Source organism: Mesonia sp. K4-1 (assembly GCF_008017825.1).
Classification (GTDB): domain Bacteria; phylum Bacteroidota; class Bacteroidia; order Flavobacteriales; family Flavobacteriaceae; genus Mesonia.
This window is the reverse complement of the sequence record NZ_VRLS01000093.1, coordinates 24,717-49,589: the sequence shown is the minus strand read 5'-3', so window position 1 is coordinate 49,589 and position 24,873 is coordinate 24,717. Positions and strand designations below refer to the sequence as shown.

Genomic DNA, 24,873 nt, shown 5'->3' with positions numbered 1-24,873 from the left:
AATTACTTTCTACGACGTGACTTGTTACCACCTCGTCCAGATCCAGATTTTCCTCCTTGCTTCTTAGACAATCCAACAAGTGGAGATAATTCTCTTTTTCCGTAAACCTCACCTTTCATGATCCACACTTTAATACCCAATCTACCGTAAGTAGTATGAGCTTCCACTAAAGCATAGTCAATATCGGCTCTAAATGTAGAAAGAGGAATTCTACCATCTTTATATGCTTCTGAACGAGCCATCTCTGCTCCGTTTAAACGGCCAGAAATTTGGATTTTAATCCCTTCAGCATTCATTCGCATTGCAGCAGCAATAGCCATCTTAATTGCACGACGATAAGAAATTCTATTCTCAATTTGTCTTGCAACACTTGCTCCTACTAGGTGCGCATCTAATTCAGGTCTTTTGATTTCAAAAATATTAACCTGAACCTCTTTCCCAGTAATTTTCTTAAGCTCTTCTTTTAACTTGTCTACCTCTTGACCACCTTTCCCGATAATTATACCTGGTCTAGCAGTAGTGATAGTAACGGTTACAAGTTTAAGCGTACGCTCAATAATTACTCTAGATACACTAGCTTTAGAAAGACGAGCATGGATATACTTTCTAATCTTATCGTCTTCAGCTAATTTATCGCCGTAGTCATTTCCTCCGTACCAGTTAGATTCCCATCCACGAATGATACCAAGTCTATTTCCGATTGGATTTGTTTTTTGTCCCATACTACTTCTTAGCTTTGTGTATTATTTTTAGATCCCAACACTAATGTAACGTGGTTTGATCTTTTTCTTATTCTATGTGCTCTTCCTTGCGGAGCTGGACGAAGTCTTTTTAACATACTTCCACCATCCACACGAATTTCTTTTACAAACAACTCTGCTTCTTCTACACTCGCATCTTCATTTTTTGATTGCCAGTTAGCTATAGCTGACAACAACAGTTTCTCTAATCTACGAGAAGCTTCTTTAGAATTGAATTTTAAGATTTGAAGCGCTTTCTCTACACCTTCACCTCTTACTAAATCCGCAACTAAACGCATTTTTCTAGGTGAAGTAGGGCAGTTATTTAGTTTTGCAAAAGCTATCTGCTTTTTAGCTTCCTTTATTTGCTCTGCTCTTTCTCTTTTACGAACTCCCATAGCTTCAATTATTTTTTACCTTTATTTTTCGCACCTGCGTGTCCTCTATAAGAACGTGTTGGTGAAAATTCTCCTAATTTATGACCTACCATATTCTCAGTTACATATACAGGAACAAATTGCTTCCCATTATGAACTCCTATAGTTTGCCCTACAAAATCTGGGGTAATCATCGAAGCACGAGACCAAGTCTTGATCACGGTTTTCTTTCCAGACTCAACATTTTGAGCAACTTTCTTCTCTAACTTATAGTGAACGTAAGGTCCTTTTTTTAATGAACGTGCCATATCTTATTATTTCTTTCTACGTTCTACAATATACTTATTACTCGACTTGGTTTTAGAACGAGTTCTGAAACCTTTAGCAGGAAGACCTTTTCTAGATCTTGGATGACCTCCAGAAGAACGTCCTTCTCCACCACCCATTGGGTGATCAACCGGGTTCATTACCACTGGTCTTGTTCTAGGTCTTCTTCCTAACCATCTGCTTCTACCAGCTTTACCAGACACTAACAATTGATGATCACTGTTTGAAACAGCTCCTATCGTCGCCATACAGTCTGCTAAAATCATTCTAGTTTCACCAGAAGGAAGTTTCACTGTAGCATATTTCCCCTCTCTCGCCATTAATTGAGCAAAAGCACCTGCACTTCTAGCCATTACAGCTCCTTGCCCAGGACGCAACTCAATACAAGAAATAATTGTACCTAATGGTATTTGACGTAAAGGCATCGCATTTCCAATTTCCGTAGCAACATCTGAAGCTCCAGAAACTAAATTTTGACCTACCTGTAAACCGTTTTGAGCGATTACGTAACGCTTCTCACCATCTTGGTAATTTAACAACGCAATAAAAGCAGTTCTATTTGGATCGTACTCAATAGAAGCGACAGTAGCAGGAATACCTGACTTATCTCTCTTGAAATCGATCACACGATAACGCTTTTTATGACCACCACCAATATAGCGCATGGTCATTTTTCCTTGACTGTTTCTACCTCCAGATCTTTTGTTCGGAGCAAGTAAGCTCTTCTCCGGCTTATCAGTAGTAATGGCGTCATACCCATTAACTACTCTAAAACGCTGACCAGGAGTGATTGGTTTTAACTTTCTAACCGACATTCTCTAATTCTTAAAGATTAGTATATAAATCTATAGTTTCTCCTTCCGCCACCTGTACAATTGCTTTTTTATAAGCATTTGTTTTACCAGTTACAATCCCCGTTTTTGTATAACGAGTTTTGCGATTAGGACGGACATTAATTGTGCGAACTTTTTCAACCGAAACGCCATAAGCAGACTCAACTGCATCTTTAATTTCAATCTTGTTCGCCTTCTTATTTACAACAAATGCAAAACGATTGTTTAACTCACTATCGTTAGTTGCTTTTTCAGTAATAATAGGTTTTATTAAGATACTCATAACGTCTATTTACTCAAATTCGTTTCAATTCCTTCTAACGCACCTTCTAAAAGAACAACTTTTTTAGCATTAAGTATTTTATAAGTACTTAATTCTGAACTAGTTATAACCTCAGAGGTTTTTAAATTGCGTGATGACAAATATACATTTTTATTTGAATCACCCAACACTATAAGAGATTTTTTGTTATCTGCACCTAATCCCTTTAAAACTTCAATTAAGTTTTTGGTTTTTGGAGCGTCAAAATTAAAATCTTCAACAACAACAATTTCGTTGTTTTTTGCTTTTTGACTAAGAACTGATTTACGCGCTAAACGCTTTAAGTTCTTATTCAATTTAAAGCCATAATTTCTTGGTCTTGGCCCAAACATACGTCCACCACCTTTAAAAATACCAGATTTAATACTACCAGCTCTAGCGGTACCTGTACCCTTTTGCTTTTTAATCTTTCTAGTACTTCCAGTAATTTCTGCTCTTTCTTTAGCTTTATGCGTTCCTTGTCTTTGATTAGCCAAGTATTGCTTTACATCTAAATAAACAGCATGATCATTAGGCTCTATTCCAAAAACAGCATCAGAAAGGTTTGCCTCTCTACCTGTTTCTTTTCCTTTAATATCTACAACTGCTACTTTCATTACTTCTGAATAGTTACGTAAGCGTTTTTATGACCTGGAACACATCCTTTAACGATGATTAAGTTCTTATCAGTCACAACCTTTAACACTTTAAGATTTTGTACTTTCACTTTTTCTCCTCCCATTCTTCCAGCCATACGCATTCCTTTGAATACTCTCGCAGGATATGACGCAGCACCAATAGAACCTGGAGCTCTTAAACGGTTATGCTGACCGTGAGTTGCTTGACCAACACCACCAAAACCGTGTCTTTTAACAACACCTTGAAAACCTTTTCCTTTAGAAGTACCTGCTACATCAACAAATTCTCCTTCAGCAAAATGCTCTACAGTGACTTCGTCACCTAATTTGTGTTCACTTTTAAATCCTTGGAACTCGACAACTTTGCGTTTAGCAACAGTACCAGCTTTCTTAAAGTGCCCTTGGGCAGCTTTTGTAGCAGCTTTGTCTGATTTGTCATCGAAACCAAGTTGAAGTGCTTCATACCCGTCAACCTCTGTGGTTCTGACTTGGGTAACTACACATGGTCCAGCTTGAATAACGGTACAAGGAATATTTTTCCCGTTCTCGTCAAAAATGCTGGTCATGCCGATTTTTTTTCCTATTAACCCAGACATAATTATTAATTGATTTAAATTATTTATTTAAAAGTATTCAGGACTGAAAATACTTTCCAATCCTGAATGTATTTTTCCGTTTTTCCTTCGCACGAAGCTCTGGACATGTTGTACTGAAATATTTCAGCAACTTAATTCGATCAGACTTTGATCTCTACTTCAACACCACTAGGTAATTCTAATTTCATCAACGCATCAATCGTTTTTGAAGAAGAACTATAAATATCTAATAGTCTTTTGTAAGAACTAAGTTGAAATTGCTCTCTCGCTTTTTTGTTAACGTGAGGAGAACGCAATACGGTAAATATTTTTTTGTGTGTTGGCAACGGAATTGGCCCCGTTACTACAGCACCAGTAGTTTTTACTGTTTTTACAATCTTCTCAGCAGATTTGTCTACCAAGTTATAATCGTAAGATTTTAATTTTATTCTGATTTTCTGACTCATGTTACTTGATATTAGTCGTTAGCTCCTTTTGCTGCTTTAATTACTTCTTCAGAAATATTTGAAGGAGTTTCAGCATAATGAGAAAATTCCATTGTAGAAGTAGCTCTACCTGAAGATAAAGTTCTTAACGTAGTTACATAACCAAACATTTCTGATAATGGCACTTCTGCTTTAATTACTTTAGCACCAGATCTGTCTGACATATCATTAACTTGACCTCTTCTTTTGTTAAGGTCACCAACGATATCCCCCATGTTTTCTTCTGGAGTAACTACCTCGTTTTTCATAATTGGCTCAAGAATTACAGCTCCAGCTTTCTTAGCTGCTGCTTTGTAACCCATTTTTGCTGCCAATTCGAATGATAACTGATCAGAATCTACAGGGTGAAAAGAACCATCTTTTAAAACAACTTTTAAAGAATCCATCTGGAATCCAGCTAAAGGTCCGTTTTTCATTGCTTGAGTAAATCCTTTTTCCACAGAAGGAATAAATTCCTTAGGAATACGACCACCTTTAATTTCATCAACAAACTGCAAACCAGTTCCTTCAAAATCACTATCAATAGGTCCCATCTCAAATACGATATCTGCGAACTTACCACGACCACCAGATTGTTTCTTATAAACTTCTCTGTGCTCTGCAGGTCTAGTTACAGCCTCTTTGTATTCTACTTGTGGTTCACCTTCGTTCACCTCTACCTTAAATTCTCTTTTTAAACGATCTACTAAAATTTCAATATGTAATTCTCCCATACCAGAAATAATAGTTTGACCTGAAGCTTCGTCTGTTTTCACAACGAACGTAGGATCTTCTTCAGCTAATTTAGCTAAAGCCATACCCATTTTATCAACATCTGCTTTAGTTTTTGGCTCTACCGCAATACCAATTACTGGTGCTGGGAAAGTCATTGATTCTAAAACAATTGGATGATCTAAATCTGTTAAAGTATCACCAGTTTTAATATCTTTAAAACCTACAGCCGCTCCAATATCTCCAGCCTCAATTCTATCGATAGGCTCTTGCTTATTAGAGTGCATTTGATACATTCTTGAAATTCTTTCTTTTTTACCAGATCTGTTATTTAAAACATAAGACCCAGCATCTAAAGTACCTGAATAAGTTCTAAAGAAAGCTAAACGACCTACGAAAGGATCGGTAGCAATTTTAAAAGCTAATGCAGAAAATGGAGAATCAACGTTTGGCTTACGAGACTCTTCCTCTCCTGTCTCAGGATTAGTTCCCTCAATTGCTTCAATATCTACAGGAGATGGCAAGTAACGCATCACTGCATCTAACATAGCCTGAACACCTTTATTTTTGAAAGCAGAACCACACATCATAGGAATAATAGACATATCGATAGTTGCTGCTCTTAAAGCTGCAATAATCTCATCTTCAGTAATAGAGTTTTCATCTTCGAAAAACTTCTCCATTAACTGCTCATCATACTCTGCAACAGCCTCAACTAACTGAGTTCTGTACATATTCACATCATCCATCAACTCAGCAGGAATTTCAACTTCCTCGTAAGTCATACCGTGATCCTCGTCATTCCAAATAATTGCTTTTTTAGAAATCAAATCAACCACACCTTTAAAATCCATCTCTTCGCCAATTGGCACTTGTAACGGAACAGGGTTACCTCCTAACATTTCCCTAACCTGCTTACACACGTTAAAGAAATCCGAACCTTGACGGTCCATTTTATTTACGAATCCTAATCTAGGAACTCTATATTTATCGGCTTGCCTCCAAACTGTTTCAGACTGAGGCTCAACACCGTCAACTGCACTAAATAAAGCAACCACACCATCCAATACACGCAAAGAACGCTCTACCTCTACGGTAAAATCAACGTGTCCAGGAGTATCAATAATGTTTACAGTGAATTCCGTATCACGATACATCCAAGTACAGTGCGTTGCAGCAGAAGTAATTGTAATACCTCTTTCCTGCTCTTGCTCCATCCAGTCCATAGTAGCAGCTCCATCATGAACCTCTCCTATTTTATGACTAATACCTGTATAATAAAGAATACGCTCGGTAGTTGTAGTTTTTCCCGCATCAATATGCGCTGCAATACCAATATTTCTTGTATATTTTAAATCTCTTTGTGCCATTTTATTTAGAATCTAAAGTGTGAGAATGCTTTATTTGCTTCAGCCATTCTATGCGTATCTACTCTTTTCTTAACCGCAGCACCTTCTTCTTTAGCCGCAGCTAAAACTTCAGCAGCTAATTTTGCAGCCATTCCTTTTTCATTACGCTTACGCGCAAAAGAAATTAACCACTTCATTGCAGTAGAAACTTTACGGTCTGGTCTAATCTGCATTGGGATCTGAAAGGTTGCACCACCAACACGTCTACTTCTCACCTCTACGTGAGGCATAACGTTTGATAAAGCATCTTTCCACAACTCTAAAGCAGTTTTTTCTTCGTCTTGATTTTTCTCCTCTACAATAGCAATCGCATCATAGAAAATCTTAAAAGCAACTGATTTTTTACCATCCCACATCATCATGTTAACGAAACGTGTCACTAACTGATCATTGAATTTTGGATCTGGTAAAAGAGGTCTCTTTTTTGCCTGTCTTTTTCTCATGTCTTCTCTTTAAAAGTTGTTAATTACTTCTTAGGGCGTTTTGCACCGTACTTAGATCTTCTTTGCGTTCTACCCTCAACACCTGCGGTATCTAAAGCTCCACGAACGATATGATATCTAACACCTGGTAAATCTTTTACCCTTCCACCTCTAACTAATACTATCGAGTGCTCCTGTAGATTGTGACCCTCACCTGGGATATATGCGTTTACCTCTTTACCATTTGTTAACCTCACCCTTGCTACTTTACGCATAGCCGAGTTAGGTTTCTTTGGCGTAGTGGTATAAACACGCGTACAAACCCCACGTCTTTGTGGACACGAATCTAAAGCAGCCGATTTACTCTTCTTAGTTATTTTGGCTCTTCCTTTTCGTACTAATTGTGAAATTGTTGGCATAATTTCTTCTACACTAATTATGTTAAAAAATATTTCCCCTATTTTTAGGGTTTGCAAATGTAGAAATTAATTTGAAGTATTCAAATTATAAATGATTAATTTTCAGTAAGATTTCAATTCTTAGAAAAATGTACGCTATTTTCTTTTTATCTTCGTTATCCTAAAAAACCATTCATTGAGGTCGAAACATCTTATACATCTATTCATTTTTTTCAGTTATAGTTTTTGCAACAGCCAAGAACTTTCATTGCTATTTTTCAGCGAAAGCGAAAGTGAAGAAAAAATTTTAAATGAAATTAATTATACAAAATCCCACTCAGATCTCAACTCTATAAAAAGAACCTTGGTAGATTTTAAGACGCTACTTTATAAACGAGGTTATATCGACGCAGAAATATCTAGAGGAAGTAACAATCAAAAAGAAATAAACAAAAAATACACTTACAAGGTTTCATTAAATAAAAAACACAACTCTATCTATATAGAAATCCCAGATAACTTTTCAAAAGAAGCAAAAGAGAAATTATTTAATATAACTACTAATGACAACCAAACTCGAATAGATTTAGAAAACCTAGAAAACAAACTCTATGAAATAAATAATTTTTTAGCAAATCAAGGAAAACCATTTACTTATTCTGAAATTTCTGAAATTTCAAAGAAAAATGATTCCCTTATCGGAAAGTTAACTGCAAATCAATCTCACACTCGAAACATAACCCATATCGAAATTAAAGGATATGATAAATTCCCGAAAAGCTACATTCGCCATTATTTAAATTTAAAAGAGAGACAAATCTTTAACAAACAAATTATAAACGAAAGAGTAGAACGCATCGAAAATTTAAGCTTTAGTGAATCTACAAGAAAACCAGAAGTATTATTCCAAAAAGACTCCACATCAGTTTTTCTATACCTAAAAAAAAGAAATAGCAATAATTTTGATGGGTACCTAGGTTTCGCTACAAATGAAGAAACCAATAATCTCGAATTTAACGGATATCTAAATCTTCAGTTAGAGAATAATTTTAATAGCGGAGAAAAACTCAACATTTTATACAGAAATGACGGAGAGCAACAATTAGAATTTGACGCAAAGCTAGAGGTCCCGTATTTATTCAACACTCCCCTAGGCATTGAATTAAACTTAAACCTCTTTAAAAGAGACTCCACTTACACCAACACAATACAAAGCATAAAAGCAAACTACCAGCTTAACCCAAAAATTAAACTAAATACCGGTTATTATTCAGAAATTTCAAACAACCTACAAAACGAAAACATAATTTCTACAAATGAGGATTTTGAAAGCAAACGACTTTTACTAGGAGGAGATATTTTTTTCAAACAATATCGAACTTTCTTTTTTAAAAGGAAATCTTTTTTAAAAACCGAAATTGGAATAGGTCATCGAAAAACTAACACCAACAAAGAACCACAGCAACTCTACAAAATCGAAGTCAATTATCAATACTTAATTAACAACCGGAATGCAATTTTCCTTAGAAACAGCTCTTCGTTTTTAAATTCAGATAACTACCTAAATAATGAACTCCCCCGTCTTGGCGGAATTAATACCGTTAGAGGATTTGAAGAAAACAGTATTAACTCAAATCTCTACAGCTCATTCCAACTAGAATATCAATATCTTTTATCTCCAGCAATTTACGCTCACACCATTACAGATATCACCTATCTTGAAACCCCTAAAATAGAAAATGCTGAAAACCTTATAAGTTTAGGTTTTGGATTAGGACTCCAAACCAAAGTAGGAAATTTGAGACTAATGTTTGCCAATGGAAAAACAAGTGATCAAAATTTTGATTTCAACAACACCAAAGTTCACCTTCAACTATCAGCAACCTTTTAACATTTCGGTAGAAATATTGGATATATCACAAACAAAAACTAAATTTTAAAGGAAAATAGTTGTGTAATTAAGTTTTTATTAAGATTTTTGGCTTTGGCTAATTCAAATAAATTATAAAAATGAGAACAAAGTTTAGTGGAATTTTAACGCTACTACTAGCGTTTGTCGTGCAACTTACGTTTGCACAAGAAAAAACAATTTCCGGGACGGTGACCGATGATCAAGGTCTTCCGCTACCAGGAGTTAACATTATTATCAAAGGAACTTCGTCAGGTACACAAACTGATTTTGATGGTAATTACAGTTTAGAAGCCTCAACTGGCGAAACTCTAGTGTTTAGCTATGTTGGTTTTGACACTCAAGAAGTTTCTGTAGGAGCGGCTAGCTCGTACGATGTAACTATGGCTTCAGGAAATGAGTTAGATGAAGTAGTTATTACTGCTTTAGGTATTAAGAGAAAGAAAGATCAAGTTACTTCATCTTACGAAGTGGTTGATTCTGAGCAACTAGTAAAAGCCAATAACCCTGATGTGGTTTCTGGTCTTACGGGTAAAGTTTCAGGTCTTAATATCAAGCAAGTCGGTAACGGAGTAAATGGAGGTAACAGAATTACATTGAGAGGTGCTAGATCTATTTCAGGTAACAACGAAGCGTTAGTTGTTATAGATGGAGCAATTTCTACTGCTGAATTCTTATCAACTATTGACCCTAATACTATTGAGTCTATAAACATCATTAAAGGTGCTAACGGTGCTGCGTTATATGGTTCACAAGGATCTAACGGAGCGATTATCGTTTCTACAAAGAGAGGTACCAAGGATGGAAAAATGCGTATCAACGTAAAATCTTCAATAGATTTTGAATCTGTAGCTTACGTTCCAGAAAGACAAACTAGATACGGTCAAGGATGGTCTGTAGTTAGTGGTTTTGAAAACATTACCTATGAAAATGGTGGATGGGGAGCTGAATTTGACGGTCAAATGACTCCTATAGGTCTTCCACAAGAAGATGGATCTTACATTATGGCACCATACAGTTCTAGAGGTGCAGATCATATTAAAGATTTCTTTAAAACTGGTGTTACGCAACAAAACTCTGTGAATATTTCTAGCGGTGACGAAGATGGATATGTATTCTTTTCTGCACAAAATCAAGATACTGAATTTGTTATTGAAAATGATAAGTTGAAAAAATCTACTTTCAATTTCAAAGGAGGTAAAACTCTAGGGAAGTGGTCTGTAAGTGGTAACGCTACATATAGCTATAGAGCAACAGAAGAATCATACACAAGTGCTACTGATGGATTATTTGGAGATCTTTTACAGACTGCATCTAACATTCCAATCGAGCAGTTCGCAAACTCTGGTAATGAAGGACATTGGAATGCATACTACTTGAATCCTTACTGGATTAGAGATAATAAAAGGAGAGAAATTGACGGAAATAGATTTAACCTTTTAGGTGAAATTAAGTATCAAGTTAATGATAACATAAGTGCTATCGTTAGAACAAACGCACTTTTTAACTTTACTGATCAATTAACATATAACAATGGATATACAGAACCTACAGCAATTACAAGCTTAACAGGGGCTGACAGATCTGAAGCTGCTTCTTATTCTAGAGCAATGACTAAGTATCAAAAATATTATACGGATGCTATCTTAAGTTTCAATTATGACTTAAATGAAGATTTTGTATTAGATGCTCAGGTAGGTTTAAACAATCAATATTTAAAAACAAGTAATATTGGTGTAGGAGGTATTGGCTTAACAGTACCTGGTTTATACGCAACAGATAACCTTACAGGAGAATTTAACCAAGCGACTACTTTTGACACTCAAGCAGAGTCTACTAGATACGGTGTTTATGGACAAGCTAACTTAGGTTATAAAGACTATTTATTTTTAAATGTTACAGGAAGAAATGACTGGACATCTACTTTAGATAGATCTAACAATAGTTTCTTCTACCCAAGTGCTGGTTTATCTTTCATTCCTACAAAAGCTTTTGAAAGCTTAAAAGGTGACGTTTTAAATTACGCAAAAGTGAGCGCTAACTATGTTAAAGTAGGTAATGATTATGCAGGACCTTATGATATTAACTTAACATTAAATCAAGCTGCAGGATACCCGTACAACGCTGGTAACTCATTTGTATACCCTTCTCTTATTACAGATCCACTATTAAAGCCTGAATTTACAGAAAGCTTAGAATTTGGTGTAAGCTTAGGATTCTTTAAAGATAGAATAACTTTAGATGGTGCTTATTACAATGGTTCTACTACAGATTTAGTAACTAATATCGCTACTTCTGCAGCTTCAGGACTATCTAGAACTATTATCAATATTGGACAAATGGATAACTGGGGTGCTGAAATAGATTTAGGTATAACTCCTGTTAAAACAGAAGATTTCCAGTGGGACGTAAACTTTGGTTGGTCTAAATCTTACTCAGAAGTTGTGAAAATTAGTGACCAATTTGACGAAGTATCATTAACTACAGGTGGTTTTGCTCAAGTATTCGCAGTAGAAGGAGAGCAGTTTCCAGTATTAAAGGGATCTGCATATGAAAGAGATGAGCAAGGAAGAGTAATTATAGATGCTACTTCTGGAAGACCTGTACAAACAACAAACCCTAAAAATTTAGGTTCTACAACTCCAGATTATATCTTAAACTTTAATTCATCTTTAAGATATAAAGGATTTACACTAGCAGCTACATTAGATTATAGAACTGGTCACGTATTTTACTCTTCTCAAAGAGAAAGTTTAACATGGAGTGGTCACTTAGTTGAAAGTGCGCAAGGAGATAGAGGAGCATTTATCTTCCCTAACTCAGCAGTAGCTAATCCAAACGGTGAAGGTTTTGTTGAAAATACATCTGTACCTAGTGGTGGTACTACTGCAGGAGACTTTATTGGATTCTATAGCAGTATGCAACAAATTGGTGAAAACCATGTATTAGATGCTACAGCATTAAAATTAAGAGAGCTTTCTTTAAGATATGATATCAACAAGAAATATTTAGAAAACACCTTTATTGATGCGTTTAGCATTAGTGCAGTTGGAAGAAATTTATTAACGTTATTACCTGAAGAGAACAGAGGTTATGCAGATCCAGAATCTAGTTTTACTGATGGGAACGGTCAAGGTATAAGTACTTTGGGACAATATCCTCCTACTAGAAGTATTGGTATGAGTATTAACGTAACATTTTAATTAAAAAAAAAAGTAATGAAAATAATATCAAAAACTATAATTGGTTTATTTGTTACGGCAAGTTTAGTTTCTTGTCAGGATTATTTAGATGTAAATGATTCGCCAAATAACCCAACAGCAGAATCTATTACCCCAGACTTATTATTAGGTGGAGCTATATCTACTCCTTATGCTAATACACTAGCTGCAAACCAATTGGGTAATGTAATGATGAACAACTGGGGAAGCAATGTAAATGCTTTTACTGGTGGTTTTGATGATGAATTTAGATTAAATTTAACTACAACGTTTTATACCACCGTATGGGATAATACCTATAGAGGTATAGCAACGCTTCGAAGAATCTCTTCTTCAGAGGAAGAAGTATATGACAACCATAAAGCTATTGCAACTATTGTTCAGTCATATTACTTTCAAAATTTAGTTGACCACTATGGAGACTTACCTTTTGAAAATGCTCTTCAATTTGGAGAAAATTACACTCCATCTTATGATGACGATATGGCTATCTACAGATCACTTGTAGAAGATTTAGATAATGCAATTGCTATGATCAACGATGCAGATGATGCAGATGCAGTTGTAGGTTCTGAAGATGTAATCTTCCAAGGAAATATGTCTAAGTGGGTACAATTTGCCAATACACTTAAATTAAGATTATTAGCAAGACAATTTACTTTAGCTGAAACTGACGGAGCTACAGCATCTTATTTAACTGAAGAGTTTGCAAATCTTGAATTAAATTTTGTAAATGAAGACGTAACTATAAACCCTGGATATGTAAATGGTGCTGGGAAACAAAACCCATATTATGCTACATACGGTTTTGATACTGAAGGAAATGCAGTTCAAAATAGAAATGCTATTGTTGCTGCAGATTACGCAGTAGAATTCATGCAAGGTCAGCAACCTAACAATCCGAATGTTACTGCAAATATTGCTACAGGAGTTTTTGACAGTAGAGTTAACGCATATTATGAGTTAATTGACAATACAGAAGTTGTAGGTGTTGTACAAGGAGCGAACAGTGATACTTCTGCAGAAGAATTATCTAAGTTTGGTACAGGTTTAATTATAGATTCTTCTCAAGATGGGTATTTAATGTTACAAGCAGAAATCCTATTATTACAAGCAGAAGCAATCTCTAGATCATATATTCCTGGTGATGCTAAGACTAAGTTCCAAGATGCTATTAGAGCTTCTTACGAATCTCTAGGTCTTTCTTCAAGTTCTGCTGAAAGCTACATTACAGATAGTGATAGTGAAAATTTAATTGGATGGGATGGAAGTCCTAACAAAATTGAAGCTATTATGACTCAAAAATGGTTAGCTACAAATGGAAGAACCGCACAAGAGTCTTGGATTGAATATAGAAGAACAGGTTTCCCAAATGTACCATTAGCTATAACTGCAGAGAAAGCAGAAAAACCAAACAGATTATTATATCCTACCTCAGAATATAATACAAATGCAGCAAATGTGCCTCAACAATCTCAAAGTGACGCATTTGACACAGCAATCTTTTGGGACGTAAATTAATAACTAAAAAAATTTTAAAATGAAAAATATAAAATTAATATTTATCGCTTTATTCGCTTCTACTCTTGCCACTTCGTGCTTGGTAGATGACGATGTGCCTAGAGATTTTGGTCAAAGCCCAACCATTGTTGGGTTTGAATCAAGTAGTGCTACTGAAAGTTACTTTAGCGACGAAGGTGCAATTTTAAGAGAGTATACTGTAGTATTATTAGGTAAAGGTGGCGACGGCTCTTTACCTGAAGAAGATATCACTATTACCTACGAGGTTAATAGTGCAGAATCAACTGCAACTGAAGGACAAGAGTTTGATTTTGTAGATAGTTCAGGTCAATTTGTAATCCCTGCAGGATCAACATTTGCATTGTTTCCTTTAAATGTAAATACTGGAGGACTAAACCCAGACAGCCCTACTCAACTTGTACTTGATCTAACTGGTACAACTTCTGAAGGAGCTGTGGTTTCTGAATTAGATAAGAGATTAATAATAACATTTGTTGGTTGTGAATCTAATCTTGGTGATTTTACATATTTCAACCCTAATGCAGGTAATGCTGTAACTTTTACACCTACAGATGAAAGTCCTGTAATTTTTGAAGTAAGTGCATTACCTTATTTAACATCAGGAGGGAATCCTATCCCATTTTTATTAAATGATGTTTGTGGAGATATCGTAATTGACTCACCTGTATTAGGTGGTGCTTATAGAGTTATTGGTGATGGTGAAGTTAATGATGATGGATCTGTAACCATAAGATACGCTTTATACCAAGCTGGAGAGATTTTTGGTGATTTCGATTATAGAGAACAGCCGTCAACTTATATACCTAATTAAAAAATAAAATATGAAAATTAATAATAAATCATTTTTATACATTACGGGGAGTTTATTAGCAATTGCTACTACTTTAACCTCTTGTAATAATGACGAAGCAGATCTTCCTGACACAAGTGGTCAGAAAGCATTGATTACTGCTACTCAAACATCTTATACTGTAGCAGAAGGAGACACCATTATGATGGAGTTTCAAGTAGATAAAGCTATAAATACCGTTATGGATTTTGAGTTTGTACTTAATGAGAACTCTACAGTAAATTTTGATGACATTACCGTAGGTGATGGAGCACAACTTGGAGATTTCGGTAATCCTAACACTTCTTATCTTTATACGGTTCCTGAATTTTCAGAATCTTTTATGGTTCCTGTTATTGCTAACAGAGATTTAACTGTCGGTGAAGGAGATGAAGTAATTTCATTAAACATGTCTGCAACTGGAAGAAGAACTGGATTAACTAAAGATGGAGGTATAAACATTGACATCACAGTAACTGATGAAATTACAGATGAATTTGTAGTAAGATTAGACTGGTCTGCAATTTATCTTGATGAAGATGGTGCTGAGCACGATTTCTGTGATTTTGATTTAGATTTAGAGATTTATGATTCAGCTGGTGCAACTGTAGCAGATAGCTATTCGAGCTGTCCAGAGATGATTTCTATAAATCCTGGAGATTTAGCTGACGGACAATATGAGATCGTAGCTAGTTTCTATACAGGGAATGGTGCTTCTATGCCAGTAAACTTTGATAGTATTCCTGCTTCTGTTACTTTAGCAAAAAGAGGTGTATCTAACAATGTGGTTGACTTATCTGGAATTTGGACTGCATTTGATGAAGGTTTAGACCCTAACGCAGATGGAGTAATTGACAATCCTCAGTATTATGAAACTGTAGCTAACTTAGAGATTAGCGGAAGTACTTATACTGTTACTAACCCAGAAACAGGAGAAGTTATTTTTCAAGGAAGAGGTGAGTAATTCACTTTTATAAATTAATATAAAAGCAGCCTATTTTAGGCTGCTTTTTTTTATTACTTTTGGTTTCTATGAGTGAATCAAAAATTTTTGGGCTTCATGCAGTAAAAGAAGCATTAGAGACCCAACAGCATTTAGATAAATTATTTATCCAAAAAGGGACTTCTAACCCTGGATTAAAAGAGATAGAACAATTAGCAAATAAAGCAAATGTTCAAATCTCTTATGTTCCAATAGAAAAACTAAACAAACTTTCAAAAAATGGAAATCACCAGGGAGTGATAGCCAATTCTTCACCTATTTCTCTAATTGAAATAGAGCAGCTTGTAGAGAAAGCATTCGACGTTACCCCTACTCCAATATTTATTTTATTAGATCAAATAAGTGATGTAAGAAATTTAGGGGCTATTATTAGAACCGCTGAAGCCATAAATGCTCAAGGTATCATATTACCTAAGCAAGGCACTGCTGCCATTAATGAGCAAACCGTTAAAACTTCTACAGGTGCAATCTTTAACATCCCCATTTGTAAGGTAGACCACTTAAAAGATGCTCTTTTCTTCTTGAACTCTTACGATGTCAAAAGTATAGCTGCATCAGAAAAGACAAACCAGCTTATTTATGATATCGATTTTAAAATCCCAGTTGCGTTAATTATGGGGAGCGAAGGAAAAGGAGTTTCTTCTGGACTTCTTAAAATGGTTGATTATAAAGCGAAACTGCCTATGTTAGGCTCTACTGATTCTTTAAACGTATCTGTAGCTTGCGGAGCAATCCTTTATGAAATTGTAAGACAGCGATTATAATTTTTATTTCTTATTAGATAAAGTATGATTTGACTTCCAGTCAAAATCTAGTTTTTGAGAATGATATAAATTTTGATTTTCACTTAGATCACCTTCTTCTAACTCTTCCTCTTTATATAATTCTGAAGATGGAATAAAGTTTCCGTTTTCATCAAAATGTTTCATAAACTCATCTTCATCTTCTCTATAAGTAGGTTTTTCCCACGAGTAAGCAACTGTAGGGATAGCCTTATTTTTATAGACAAATGCTAAAACGATTCCGCTAAGGAATCCTGCTAGATGACCTTCCCAGCTTATACCTTCTTTGCCTGGTAAAACTCCCCAAATTAAACTTCCGTAAAGAAAAACTACAATTAATGATAACGCAATAAGTCTATAGTGCTTAGACCAAATACCTTTAAAAAACAAAAAGCTAGATAGAAGATACACCATGCCACTTGCTCCAATATGTGTACTCCCTTGCTCTGCAATTAACCAAGTGATTAAACCCGCTAATAAACCGCCCCATATAATCAATTTCCAAGCTAGGGATTTATAGAAATATAGTAAAGACATAAAGAGCACTAACAAAGGAATGCTATTACTGTACAAATGATCTATGCTACCGTGAATAAATGGACTAAATATAATCCCCCTTAGCCCCATAAGCGTTTTAGGTTGTACGCCTAAATACGAGAGGTTAATATGAAACCGAATTTCAAACCAATAAACAATCCATAAAAAAAGCACCGAAAACAACGGAATTGCCACAGTAGATAAAGAAAACTCTAAATGTTGTTGTTTTTGCATGGATTAAGTTTAATATTTTATAGTCAAAATTTTAACCAAACTTGTGGTTAATGTAAAATTGTCAGCGTTATTCTTATTTGTACTTTTGTAAAATGAATAAACCATTAGCAGAACGCTTAAGACCTAAAAGTTTAGAAGACTATATTAGTCAGAAACATCTCGTTGGCGATAAAGGCTCCCTTAGAAATCAAATTGAAAAAGGGATTATTCCTTCTCTTATTTTATGGGGACCTCCTGGAGTAGGAAAAACAACCTTGGCCAATATAGTTGCAGAAACTACAGATAGGCCTTTTTACACGTTAAGTGCGATTAGTAGTGGTGTTAAAGATGTACGTGAAGTCATTGAAAGAGCTAAAAAACAAGATGGCCTTTTTACTACAAAAAACCCTATACTTTTTATAGATGAGATTCATAGGTTTAGCAAATCTCAACAAGACTCTCTCTTGGGAGCTGTAGAAAAAGGATGGGTGACTTTGATAGGAGCCACTACAGAAAATCCAAGTTTTGAGGTTATTCCCGCACTACTTTCAAGATGCCAAGTATACGTCTTAAATTCTTTTACAAAAGAAGATCTCATTCAATTGCTGGAAAGAGCTATTAAGAAGGATAAACTCTTGAGCTCGAAAAATATAGAACTCAAAGAAACTCAAGCTTTATTGCGTGCAAGCGGTGGTGATGCGAGAAAGTTGCTTAATATTTTTGAGCTTATCGTAAATTCAGAAGGGAAGAATGACATTCAAATAACTAATACACTGGTTGAAGAGAAAATCCAGCAGAATGTAGTTAGGTATGACAAAACTGGGGAGCAGCATTATGACATCATTTCGGCATTTATTAAATCTATCCGCGGAAGCGATCCTAACGCAGCTGTTTATTGGTTAGCTAGGATGATTGAAGGCGGCGAAGACCTTAAGTTTATAGCTAGAAGGTTGGTTATTTCTGCCAGTGAGGATATTGGAATCGCTAACCCTACAGCGTTAATTATGGCAAATAACACTTTTCAAGCCGTGACAACTGTTGGCTATCCTGAAGCGAGAATTATTTTGAGCCAATGTGTAGTGTATTTAGCTACTTCGGCTAAAAGTAATGCTAGTTATATGGCAATTAATAAAGCACAACAACTGGTAAAACAAACTGGAGATCTTCCTGTCCCACTACCATTGAGAAATGCCCCTACCAAGCTTATGAAAGAATTAGGCTACGGTGATGATTATAAATACGCTCATAATTATGAAAATAATTTCGCTGAAGCGGAATTTTTACCCCAAGATATTGCAGGAACTAAACTCTATGAACCCGGGAATAATAAACGAGAACAATTAAATAGAGAATTCCTTAAAAATCGCTGGAAGAGCAAATATGATTATTAAAGCTGCTTTTTAAAAATAGCCTTTTCTACTTTCCCAGATTTCCTATCAAAATACTCAACTTCTAAATCTCCATTAGAGGAAATGATTAAAGACCCATTTAAACGTTCTGAATTGTAAAGTATATTTCCGGTAGGAGTCTTATTTATAAAAGCTTCTTTATCTCCATTAGCATTGAGTAAAAGATACCCTGCCTCTATTTTTTTTAGGGTGTATATACTTTCTTCAAAAGTAAAATTTGATGGAGTTTCAAATAGACTTTTTTCTTTTATCTCTTTAGTTTCATTAGTGAGTGTCTTATACTTAGTCTCGTTTTTGGGTGTGTAGTTATAATAGAAACTTTTTAAAGGGTCAAAGGCTTCTCGTAAAGCTTCGTGATATGCCTCTTTAAAATTTTTATTTCGACTAGATCCTACTACAGACTCATAAACTACTCTTTTACGACAATCAATTAGCTTAAATTGTAAATCGGTCTTAAATGAAAACATTTGTTTATATTCTCCATCTAAATCTACTTTTAAAGCTAAACACTGATTCCATAATAAATCTTCTGGTAATTTTTCGTTATCAATTATAACGGTGTAACCTTCTCCCTTAAATAAATGCTTAGTTAAAGAGGAAAGCAGAAATTCATTATTCTCTTCTAAGAAATCGTACTGAATAGGAACTATAATATATTTATAATTATTAATCTCTGAAATGGATTCATCTTGAGCATTTATAGGTAAAGTAAATAATGCTAGTATAAATATGGTTAGAACGTTTAAATTTTTCATTATTATATTAATAGGGTTTCTAATTCTTTTAGGGTATTAATTTTTTGTCCGATATGATTTATTTTATCGTCTGGATCAAACAGAATGGTTTCTATACCCGCTCTATTGGCTCCTTGTATATCTGCTTCTAGATTATCTCCAATCATTAAACTTTGTCTAGGTTGTACTTGAGCCACAGATAAAGCTTTTTCGAAAATTAATGGGTGTGGTTTTTTTACACCGACATCTTCAGAGGTAGTGACTGTATGAAAGTAATGATGTATTTGCGCATTTTTTAATTTTAGTTGCTGTACTTCTTTAAATCCATTCGTGATAATATGTAATTTATAGTTGGCCTGAAGCTTTTCTAAAATCTCTAACGTTCCATCGAATAAAAAATTATAATCAGATAAATGTAAAATATAATCTTCAGATAAACGGGAAATAGCCTCGTCATTAATTTTAAAATTAACTCTTACAAATGATTCTTTTAACCGATTATACCTTAACTCCTCTTTGCTTACTTTATCTAAAGCATAAAGTTGCCAATACCTTTGATTAATAGGGATGTAAAAACTTAAAAAAACATCTAAATTGATATCCAAATCGTTTTTCAAAAAAATCTTCTCGAAAGTAAGTGCCGAATTTCTTTCAAAATCCCATAAAGTATGGTCTAAATCAAAAAATACATCAGTGATTCTATTTTTCATTTAGATACGTAATAAGGTTTAAATATTTTTTTTCTTTATCCCAGTTATCAAAATCTTTATTGTTCATTAAAATATTAAGAGAGCCTCCAACCATTCTTACCTCATCTTTAATTTTCTCCATCTTTGTTTTTAGCTCAAAAAAGGTATGATATTTAATACAATTGCTATTAAAAACTATGGGATCTAAAACTAAAGGTGAGATTCGCTCAAAATTTATGTCATAATAAAGATATGAGGAACAAGTACCAGCTCTAAAACCTAAGGTTTCTGCGTAGCTCATGGAGAAATCACGTTCTATTTCTAACTTATCAAAATTATTATATAAGGTAGGCAAGTTGAGATCGTAATTGTAGCTTCCTATTAATTTTAATGGGCGATTAACGATAGATTCCCACCTCTTTTTTTCGAGCTTTAAAGTAGAAAAATCATACAATGCCTCATAACCTGGTAACAAACCTATTTTCCCATAATCTCCCATAGATTTAATTAGGGCTTGGTATTTTATTTTATTGTAGCTAACATTTTTACTCTTAATAGAATAATTACTTAACTGAAATAAAAAATGCCACTTAAACTGATTTTGATGTGATTCTTTTACCAAACCATCATAAATATCGTATGGATCTTTTTTTAAATAAAACAATACTTTAAAGCGTTCTATAAAATTGGCGATATCCAATTTAAAAAAGTCTCTTATACTTGCTCCAATGCTTCTTACAATTCCTTTTTTTCTAAATTTAAATGCTTCCGCTACAGCTAAAATATTTTTATTATTAAACTCTCGCTTTACGGAATTTTCTTTAGGAAATCTATCTTTAAGCAACGTATTAAACTTGTAAGCCCATATATCTACTACTGGCTGTTCTAAAAAGCCATGTTTAAAACCTATACTTTCTTTATAAGGGTATCTTCCTACAGAATCTTTAACGTGAGGCAAATATTCTTCGTACCTGCTCAGCAAATAGAAACTGGCAGAAAAAATATCGAAAGGGACATCACTCTTATCTGATACTTTAAAAAAACAAGTGGTATTCTCCCATTCATGAAATTTTAATTCGGTATCATTAAAGCCTTGCTCATTTAATAAACCTGCTTCTTGAATAAAAAACTCATTTCCCATTTTTTGCTTTCCATAAGAAATTTTCATTCCTTCATGGGCAACAAATTCTTCAATTTTTGAAGTAAAACCAACCTCATACCCTAAAATACTTGAACATACTTGTCTAAAAGTATAGTTAATTCTAGGGGTAAGTGTCTTAATATAAATTAATAGCATTGGTCAACTTAAATTACCTTATACAAGGTCGTAGGAGATTATCAATATATTTTCATTTAAAGAAAACTTCTCGTTTTTAGCTAATTAAGAAAGTAAACCTTCATCAGCAAAGCTAAAATAAGATTTTTGAGTGACTATAAGATGATCTAAGATTTTAATATCCAAACTTTCTCCTGCAATTTTAAGCTTTTGCGTAAGTTGTTTATCTGCCGTGCTTGGCACTAATGTCCCCGAAGGGTGATTATGCGCCAAAATAATGGAAGTCGCTCCTATCTCTAAAGCGTTTTTAAAAGCTAAACGTATATCTACTAATGTGCCCGTAATACCGCCTTTACTTAATTGAATTTTCTGTAAAATCTTATTGGAATTATTAAGGTAAATTATCCAAAATTCTTCGTGATTAAGATCTCCAAGGATGGGTTGCATAACTTCAAAAACAGAATCACTAGAAGTGATTTGTTTTCTCTGCAAAGCCTCCTCCCCTCTTCTTCTTCTCCCTAATTCTAAAGCGGCCACTATAGAAATTGCCTTTGCCTCTCCAATTCCTTTAAACTTCATGAGTTGCTTTACGGAAAACTTTCCTAGCTCGTTTAGACTATTTTCGGCAGTAAGTAAAATTCGCTTTGACAATTCTACAGCACTTTCTTCACGATTTCCCGAACCTATTAAAATAGCAATCAATTCGGCATCACTTAAAGCTGTTTTTCCTTTATGAAGTAATTTCTCTCTAGGACGATCTCCTTCTGCCCAATGTTTAATTGAAAAAGCTTTTTTCTTTTCTTCCATTTCTAAAGATAAGAACAAAAAATAAATATTACTTTTATCTAAAACTAATTCTTATGCAATCCTTATTTAACCCTGAAGCTTATAAAGAAATTAAAAATCGGTTAAACTCACTCACCCCTGAAGCTGAAAAACAATGGGGAAAAATGACCGTATCCCAAATGCTACATCATTGTCAAAAACCTATATTAATAGCGTTAGAAAAGGAAACAATTAGTAAACCTCCTTTTTTAATTCGTTTTGCTATGAAATTAATGAAACCTATGTTGTACAATGACAAACCTTGGAAAAAAGGTCTCCCTACAGCAAAAGAATTAGAAGTTACTCAACCAAAAGATTTCTCTAACGAGAAACAACAATTAGATTTATTAATTGAAGATTTTCATGGACATAGTAATAAAGATGAGTGGAGACCTCATCCTGTTTTTGGCACATTTACCAAAGAACAATGGGGTAAGATGCAGTATAAACATTTAGACCATCACCTTACCCAATTTAATGTATAACTTAGCTAATAAGCTCTGATATAGAATCAAAATCCAATCCGCCGTAATTACCACTACTCATAAGAAGTAGTGTAGAATTATCAAAATTATGAGTTTTCAAATACTCTTGAAATAATTGTGGATTTGTGTATATTTTTAAATTAGAATGCTGAAAAGCTTCTTTTATATCTTTCTCTTCTACATTTTCTAATTTCTTGATAGCAACAGCTTCTGGAGAGTAAAATACTACAGCTTCATCTGCTTTATCAAGAGTGTTCTTATAATATTTTAAAAACTCGGCATTTAAACTGCTGTACGTATGTAATTCTAAACAAGCTATTAATTTTCTTTGCGGAAATTGCTCCTTCATCGCTTTTGTGGTTGCCACTACTTTTGACGGACTATGAGCAAAATCTTTGTATACTGTGGTTGTGTTTGTTTCAGCAATTTTCTCTAAACGTTTTGAAGCTCCTTTAAAAGTACTTATGGCTTCGTAAAACTCATCTTCATCTACTCCCATATGCTGACAAACCCATTTAGCTCCTGCCAGATTATTTAAGTTATGTTTCCCGAAGATTTCAATTGGCATATCCCCTTCAGGAGTTACCAAATAAGTTTCACCATCTTCAATAAAGTATTCTGGCGTTTGATAAGCATGTTTTCGTGTAGGTTTCGTAGCACTTTCAGCAACTTCCGTAACAACGGAATCTTCTTCATTGTAAACAAGAATACTTCCGTTCACCATCGTATCTACGAAAATTTGAAATTGTTCTTTGTAATTTTCAAAAGTTGGAAATACATTAATATGATCCCAAGCAATTCCGCTAAGAAGCGCGATGTTCGCTTTATACAAATGAAATTTAGGTCGGCGATCTATAGGAGATGACAAATACTCGTCTCCTTCCAGCAACATAAAATCGTTTTTCTTAGTAAGATGCACCATCGTATCAAAACCTTCTAATTGTGCACCCACCATAAAATCTACTTCTTTATGGTGATAATGCAAAACGTGTAAAATCATAGAAGTGATGGTGGTTTTACCGTGAGAGCCACCAATTACCACGCGTGTTTTTTCTTTACTATGTTCGTATAAAAATTCGGGATAAGAGTAAATTTTTAAGCCTAATTCTTGGGCTTTTAATAACTCTGGATTATCGGGTTTTGCATGCATTCCCAAAATTACCGCATCCAGGTCTTTAGTAATTGTATTTGAAAACCAACCCATTTCTTGCGGTAGTAATCCGTATTTATCTAATCTACTTTTTGAAGGTTCAAAGATGGCATCGTCACTTCCAGAAACAGTATCGCCTTTATGGTGAAGTGCCAATGCTAAATTGTGCATAGCGCTCCCTCCTATGGCTATAAAATGTACACGCATAGTTGTTTTTTATAATAAAAAGTAAAGATATAAAATTTGAAAGCTTTCTTAAAGGTAGAACTATATATTCGTCCAATTATAAGAAGGGTGTTTCTCTTGGGCTTCTTTTCTCAACTGCTGTGCTTGTTCTTTTTTGTTGATCTTATTTTCATAAAAATGAATCAACTCTTGATAGCAGGTTATTGAGCCTCCTACAGTTAATGCGTTTTTGTAATATTTTTCTGCAGCTTGAAAGTCTTTATCTTCGGTAGCTACATAACCTTTGGCAAGCCAACCATCTACTGGGCTAATTTGCAAAAGCTCATCGGTATATTTATAAGCTGTAGAAGTGTTTCCGCCCAAAATGCCTGGTAATTGCATATACAACTTAGCTAGTGCCCATCTTGCTTCAATATGATTTTCATCTAGCTGGGCAGCCTTTTTCAAATAATATTTAATGTCTGAAATATAAAAAGCCGCTTCCATTTTACTTAATGTTAGGGCTTTCATTCCCAAAGCTCCACCATATTTAAAATTGAAATTAGCGTCTTGTGGAAATGTTTCTACTAAATTTTCATACACCTCAACACTCTCATCCCAATTTTCCTGCTTAGCATATACATCCCCGATATATTCTTGAGCTTTCCAGTATTTATTTTCACCTATAGAAATGTTTTTAAAATCTAATAGGGCTGCCGTAAGATTTTCTCTCTTAAAATGCTTTACACCATTTTCATATGAGTTTTGTGCGCTCACTGCAACGGAACACATAAAAAGTAAAGCATAAATGATTCTCATAAATATAATTTTAATTCCTTGCAAAGTTCTTTAAAATTAAATAAGCAG

26 protein-coding genes are annotated in these 24,873 nt (G+C 34.4%); 8 read left to right on the top strand and 18 right to left on the bottom strand.

Features of this window, described 5'->3' with window-relative positions:
- Window positions 1-2: 2 nt before the first annotated feature.
- The 11 genes from rpsC to rpsL all read right to left on the bottom strand — a co-directional run bounded on the left by rpsC (window position 3) and on the right by rpsL (window position 7,258).
- The gene (rpsC, locus tag FT986_RS14640) at window positions 3-722 is read right to left on the bottom strand and encodes a 30S ribosomal protein S3 (protein WP_111541888.1); all 720 of its coding nucleotides are present in this window, start codon (window positions 720-722) and stop codon (window positions 3-5) included.
- 8 nt (window positions 723-730) lie between these two features.
- Complete coding sequence (rplV, locus tag FT986_RS14635; RefSeq protein WP_111541889.1) at window positions 731-1,138, bottom strand: 50S ribosomal protein L22; 408 nt, start codon at window positions 1,136-1,138, stop codon at window positions 731-733.
- Between the two features lie 8 nt (window positions 1,139-1,146).
- Entirely contained in the window at window positions 1,147-1,425 is a 279-nt protein-coding gene (rpsS, locus tag FT986_RS14630; protein ID WP_111541890.1) for a 30S ribosomal protein S19, read from the bottom strand.
- Between the two features lie 6 nt (window positions 1,426-1,431).
- Entirely contained in the window at window positions 1,432-2,259 is an 828-nt protein-coding gene (rplB, locus tag FT986_RS14625; protein WP_111541891.1) for a 50S ribosomal protein L2, read from the bottom strand.
- Between the two features lie 10 nt (window positions 2,260-2,269).
- Window positions 2,270-2,560, bottom strand: coding sequence for a 50S ribosomal protein L23 (rplW, locus tag FT986_RS14620; protein WP_111541892.1), 291 nt, complete (start codon window positions 2,558-2,560; stop codon window positions 2,270-2,272).
- Between the two features lie 5 nt (window positions 2,561-2,565).
- On the bottom strand, window positions 2,566-3,195 hold the full coding sequence (rplD, locus tag FT986_RS14615) for a 50S ribosomal protein L4 (RefSeq protein WP_147865703.1): 630 nt from the start codon (window positions 3,193-3,195) through the stop codon (window positions 2,566-2,568).
- Window positions 3,195-3,812 (bottom strand): 50S ribosomal protein L3, encoded by a 618-nt coding sequence (gene rplC / locus FT986_RS14610; protein WP_111541894.1) that lies wholly within the window; start codon window positions 3,810-3,812, stop codon window positions 3,195-3,197. The genes rplD and rplC overlap by 1 nt, the downstream gene beginning before the upstream one ends.
- A 140-nt stretch (window positions 3,813-3,952) precedes the next feature.
- Entirely contained in the window at window positions 3,953-4,258 is a 306-nt protein-coding gene (gene rpsJ, locus FT986_RS14605; protein WP_111541895.1) for a 30S ribosomal protein S10, read from the bottom strand.
- An 11-nt stretch (window positions 4,259-4,269) separates the two neighbouring features.
- The gene (fusA, locus tag FT986_RS14600; protein ID WP_147865702.1) at window positions 4,270-6,378 is read right to left on the bottom strand and encodes an elongation factor G; all 2,109 of its coding nucleotides are present in this window, start codon (window positions 6,376-6,378) and stop codon (window positions 4,270-4,272) included.
- A gap of 5 nt (window positions 6,379-6,383) precedes the next feature.
- A complete protein-coding gene (rpsG, locus tag FT986_RS14595) occupies window positions 6,384-6,860 on the bottom strand; it encodes a 30S ribosomal protein S7 (RefSeq protein WP_111541897.1) in 477 nt (158 codons plus the stop codon).
- Window positions 6,861-6,883: 23 nt separating this feature from the next.
- Window positions 6,884-7,258, bottom strand: coding sequence for a 30S ribosomal protein S12 (gene rpsL, locus FT986_RS14590; RefSeq protein WP_010230128.1), 375 nt, complete (start codon window positions 7,256-7,258; stop codon window positions 6,884-6,886).
- A 247-nt stretch (window positions 7,259-7,505) separates the two neighbouring features.
- Here rpsL and FT986_RS14585 point away from each other — a divergent pair, with 247 nt between their 5' ends.
- The 6 genes from FT986_RS14585 to rlmB all read left to right on the top strand — a co-directional run bounded on the left by FT986_RS14585 (window position 7,506) and on the right by rlmB (window position 16,505).
- Window positions 7,506-9,128: a POTRA domain-containing protein gene (locus FT986_RS14585; RefSeq protein ID WP_187248649.1), complete on the top strand. Its 1,623-nt coding sequence runs from the start codon at window positions 7,506-7,508 to the stop codon at window positions 9,126-9,128.
- 119 nt (window positions 9,129-9,247) lie between these two features.
- Complete coding sequence (locus FT986_RS14580) at window positions 9,248-12,349, top strand: SusC/RagA family TonB-linked outer membrane protein (protein WP_147865700.1); 3,102 nt, start codon at window positions 9,248-9,250, stop codon at window positions 12,347-12,349.
- A gap of 15 nt (window positions 12,350-12,364) precedes the next feature.
- Complete coding sequence (locus FT986_RS14575) at window positions 12,365-13,888, top strand: SusD/RagB family nutrient-binding outer membrane lipoprotein (protein ID WP_147865699.1); 1,524 nt, start codon at window positions 12,365-12,367, stop codon at window positions 13,886-13,888.
- Between the two features lie 19 nt (window positions 13,889-13,907).
- Window positions 13,908-14,720 carry a hypothetical protein gene (locus FT986_RS14570; RefSeq protein ID WP_147865698.1) on the top strand — a complete coding sequence of 271 codons (813 nt, stop codon included), beginning with the start codon at window positions 13,908-13,910 and terminating at the stop codon, window positions 14,718-14,720.
- A 10-nt stretch (window positions 14,721-14,730) separates the two neighbouring features.
- Window positions 14,731-15,702 (top strand): hypothetical protein, encoded by a 972-nt coding sequence (locus FT986_RS14565; RefSeq protein ID WP_147865697.1) that lies wholly within the window; start codon window positions 14,731-14,733, stop codon window positions 15,700-15,702.
- 68 nt (window positions 15,703-15,770) lie between these two features.
- Window positions 15,771-16,505, top strand: coding sequence for a 23S rRNA (guanosine(2251)-2'-O)-methyltransferase RlmB (gene rlmB, locus FT986_RS14560; RefSeq protein ID WP_147865696.1), 735 nt, complete (start codon window positions 15,771-15,773; stop codon window positions 16,503-16,505).
- Between the two features lie 3 nt (window positions 16,506-16,508).
- On the opposite strand, the gene FT986_RS14555 is transcribed toward rlmB, so the two are convergent.
- On the bottom strand, window positions 16,509-17,294 hold the full coding sequence (locus FT986_RS14555) for a rhomboid family intramembrane serine protease (protein ID WP_147865695.1): 786 nt from the start codon (window positions 17,292-17,294) through the stop codon (window positions 16,509-16,511).
- Window positions 17,295-17,386: 92 nt separating this feature from the next.
- On the opposite strand from FT986_RS14555, the gene FT986_RS14550 reads away from it, so the two are divergent.
- On the top strand, window positions 17,387-18,664 hold the full coding sequence (locus FT986_RS14550; protein WP_147865694.1) for a replication-associated recombination protein A: 1,278 nt from the start codon (window positions 17,387-17,389) through the stop codon (window positions 18,662-18,664).
- On the opposite strand, the gene FT986_RS14545 is transcribed toward FT986_RS14550, so the two are convergent.
- From FT986_RS14545 to radC, 4 genes are all read right to left on the bottom strand, one after another.
- On the bottom strand, window positions 18,661-19,437 hold the full coding sequence (locus tag FT986_RS14545; protein WP_147865693.1) for a hypothetical protein: 777 nt from the start codon (window positions 19,435-19,437) through the stop codon (window positions 18,661-18,663). The two genes, FT986_RS14550 and FT986_RS14545, sit on opposite strands and share 4 nt — an antisense overlap.
- 2 nt (window positions 19,438-19,439) lie before the next feature.
- Window positions 19,440-20,126, bottom strand: coding sequence for a YjjG family noncanonical pyrimidine nucleotidase (locus tag FT986_RS14540; protein WP_147865692.1), 687 nt, complete (start codon window positions 20,124-20,126; stop codon window positions 19,440-19,442).
- Entirely contained in the window at window positions 20,116-21,402 is a 1,287-nt protein-coding gene (locus FT986_RS14535) for a carbohydrate esterase (protein ID WP_147865691.1), read from the bottom strand. The genes FT986_RS14540 and FT986_RS14535 overlap by 11 nt, the downstream gene beginning before the upstream one ends.
- A gap of 84 nt (window positions 21,403-21,486) precedes the next feature.
- On the bottom strand, window positions 21,487-22,188 hold the full coding sequence (gene radC / locus FT986_RS14530; RefSeq protein ID WP_147865740.1) for a DNA repair protein RadC: 702 nt from the start codon (window positions 22,186-22,188) through the stop codon (window positions 21,487-21,489).
- A gap of 53 nt (window positions 22,189-22,241) precedes the next feature.
- On the opposite strand from radC, the gene FT986_RS14525 reads away from it, so the two are divergent.
- On the top strand, window positions 22,242-22,691 hold the full coding sequence (locus tag FT986_RS14525; RefSeq protein WP_147865690.1) for a DUF1569 domain-containing protein: 450 nt from the start codon (window positions 22,242-22,244) through the stop codon (window positions 22,689-22,691).
- A gap of 1 nt (window position 22,692) precedes the next feature.
- On the opposite strand, the gene murC is transcribed toward FT986_RS14525, so the two are convergent.
- Window positions 22,693-24,048 carry a UDP-N-acetylmuramate--L-alanine ligase gene (murC, locus tag FT986_RS14520; protein WP_147865689.1) on the bottom strand — a complete coding sequence of 452 codons (1,356 nt, stop codon included), beginning with the start codon at window positions 24,046-24,048 and terminating at the stop codon, window positions 22,693-22,695.
- Window positions 24,049-24,108: 60 nt separating this feature from the next.
- Window positions 24,109-24,825, bottom strand: coding sequence for a lipopolysaccharide assembly protein LapB (locus tag FT986_RS14515; protein ID WP_147865688.1), 717 nt, complete (start codon window positions 24,823-24,825; stop codon window positions 24,109-24,111).
- Between the last annotated feature and the right edge of the window lie 48 nt (window positions 24,826-24,873).